This is a genomic window from Streptococcus porcorum, from assembly GCF_053203725.1.
This window is the reverse complement of sequence record NZ_JBRUDG010000063.1, coordinates 1-2,573: the sequence shown is the minus strand read 5'-3', so window position 1 is coordinate 2,573 and position 2,573 is coordinate 1. Positions and strand designations below refer to the sequence as shown.

Sequence of the window (2,573 nt, the reverse complement as noted above, 5' to 3'; positions counted from 1 at the left end):
AGTAAACATCTTTCGTTGTATTGTAAATTAACGCCATCCAAAATTTTGATTCAAGATTTTCTTTCGGTTTATTATATGTTTGAGCCAATATAAGCTACAAAACTGCTGTCTATCCATTTTTGAGTAAAGGAATCATTAAGCACTGTTCGCACCAAAATTGTTGGCCTTATCCTCTTCCAAAAGCTCTAACCCTTCAGAAATCCAGTCCTGATCCCTTGCCCTTAAGCCTTCTAACAGGTAACTGACTTGATCGAACGTTACGAACAAGGAGACTTTTCTGATGAGAGTATCCAAGTCAACCTCGCCTCTATAAGCCATCACTTGCCGAGTAAACAGCTCGCCGCAATCTTCCAAAAGGTATACATAATCATAATCGGGATCACTTATTGCGGCATCACCAAAATCGATAATGCCTGTTAATGGGGTCTGACGTGAATTCAAATTCGTCAAAAAATGATCAGGTGACAAATCGCCGTGAATTAGTCTCGGCGTATATCGTGTATATACCGGATGAGTCATATAGGATTGGAAGCGCAGCGTGAGATAGTCCCTTAAAGACTCATCAAGAAGAGGGAACACCTGATCCTCCACAGCTTCCGATAGCAAGAGAATTTTATTTTTCAGGTTTGTAACAGGAACCCCGGCTGATATGGCAGTTTCAACAGGAAATGCGCTTAGCTCATTCATGAACTCAGCAAGTTGCAGCGCCAGTCGATCTTTTGCATCATCGGGAAAAACGGCCATCCCGTCTTCACCCAAGATTTGGCCTTGGACTTTACGGTAGCCCACGAAGGGATTTCCATCACTTCGCTTTCCGATATATACATACTGTGGAATATTCACCTTAACACAACCGACCAACAGAGGTAGCAATTGGATTTCTTTGTTCAATTCGTCTGCACCTTGTTGACTCTTGGGAAAACGAAAAACCCAATCTCCATTGACGAGGATCGCGTAATTCCTAAAGCCCTCACCAAGCGACTCGACGGATTGTATGCTTATATCTGGGAACTGAGTCATTATCATTGTGGTATAGTAGTGAAGTTTATTTTGTTTCATTTATTCTCCTATCTCCTTATGCAGCTCTCCTGCTTAGTTTAATAAGTCTTACTCTACAATATGGCCCGTTTGTTGAACTACTCTTTAATAAAATAATTTTTCCGTTCCCAATTCCACATTGCAATAATAGAAAATCCATCTTCATCGGCTTTTTCGTCATCATCTGTATGAATCAAATCGCCTTCTTCTGTGTCATCAAGGTTTAATTTTTTATGTATTTCTTTTAACAAACCACCATAGGAGATTAACCTTTTACGGTGTAAACCTTCCTCCAAATCAGACAAACGTTTCAAATTCTTTTCTTCATCATCGGTCATAAAATCCGTATCCTTTACAGGATATTTTGCAGTTTCGTCAATTGCCGATTGTATATCCGATTTATATTTATTTTTCGGTCGAATCATTTGAACTTTTACATTTGGATCATAGTCTAATTTCATTGCCTTTTTCCAAAATTGAATCCATTGTTTTTGATTCACGTAGTTTTCTGTATTCTTAAAATAAGTTGGTTCCACACATACCAATACATGCATGTGCTGATTATAAGAATTATCTTTATTATTTATTGTCACTTCCGTTGCACGCATAAAACCAACAAGATTTTTATTAATTTTTTTATATTGCATCATTCGGCGAAATCCTTGAGCCATATCTGACAAACTCTTATTTAATTCTTCGCCATCATAAACATTTTTAACTGTTAATGTGAGAAACAACCAACGAACTGTTGGCTTTTGTTTAATAACTTCAGCAACAACCTTTTGTGACTGAATGCCATGTTTCATTGCTCTCCTCCAGTTGCACATTGGACAAAGCCTGGATTTACAAAACCACACTCGATACAACTTTCTTTCGCCTGTTTCACGATTTTGTTTATACTCTAATATTTCAGCACAATCTTTTACTCTTTCAGCCTTTTTAAATTCAAGAATATGCAGAAGTTCAAAGTAATCAACATTAGCGATTTTCTTTTCTCTCCATGGTCTCACTTTTCCACTTTTTGTCTTGTCCACTAAAACCCTTGATTTTTCATCTGAATAAATGCTACTATTAGGACACATAATATTAAAAGAAACCCCCATCTATTTAGTTATTTGTTTGGTCACTTATAACTTTAACAGATGGGGTTTTTCTGTGCAACCAATTTTAAGGGTTTTCAATACTTTAAAACACATACATACCAACACTTCAACGCACCTTTCAGCAACTAAAATAAAAATGACGTTATAACAATAATACTCGTTTGAAAGTATTTGAAGATATCATTCGCAATAAAACGAAAAGTACGACATTCGAAAAAGTAATAAAACAACGATGGCGAAATCTAGATCTTTCAAAAGTTATTAAAAAATTAAGAATAATTTTCTAAAAAGGGGACAACTAATGAATATTTTCCAATTGAGTTACGAGGTAATATACCTCTAATTTCATTTATAACATCAGTACTTTCCATACATTTACACCCCTTGCTTATGGTTAATAATCTTTGCTAATCTTTAAAAATAGTCATTTTC

2 protein-coding genes are annotated in these 2,573 nt (G+C 35.9%); both read right to left on the bottom strand.

The annotated features are described in order from the left end of the window. Nucleotides 1-135 precede the first annotated feature (135 nt). Entirely contained in the window at nucleotides 136-1,059 is a 924-nt protein-coding gene (aph(2'')-IIIa, locus tag ACVRWY_RS09430) for an aminoglycoside O-phosphotransferase APH(2'')-IIIa (protein WP_139875134.1), read from the bottom strand. Nucleotides 1,060-1,136: 77 nt separating this feature from the next. Further along, the gene (locus ACVRWY_RS09425; protein WP_238834640.1) at nucleotides 1,137-2,072 is read right to left on the bottom strand and encodes a protein rep; all 936 of its coding nucleotides are present in this window, start codon (nucleotides 2,070-2,072) and stop codon (nucleotides 1,137-1,139) included. Nucleotides 2,073-2,573: the final 501 nt, after the last annotated feature.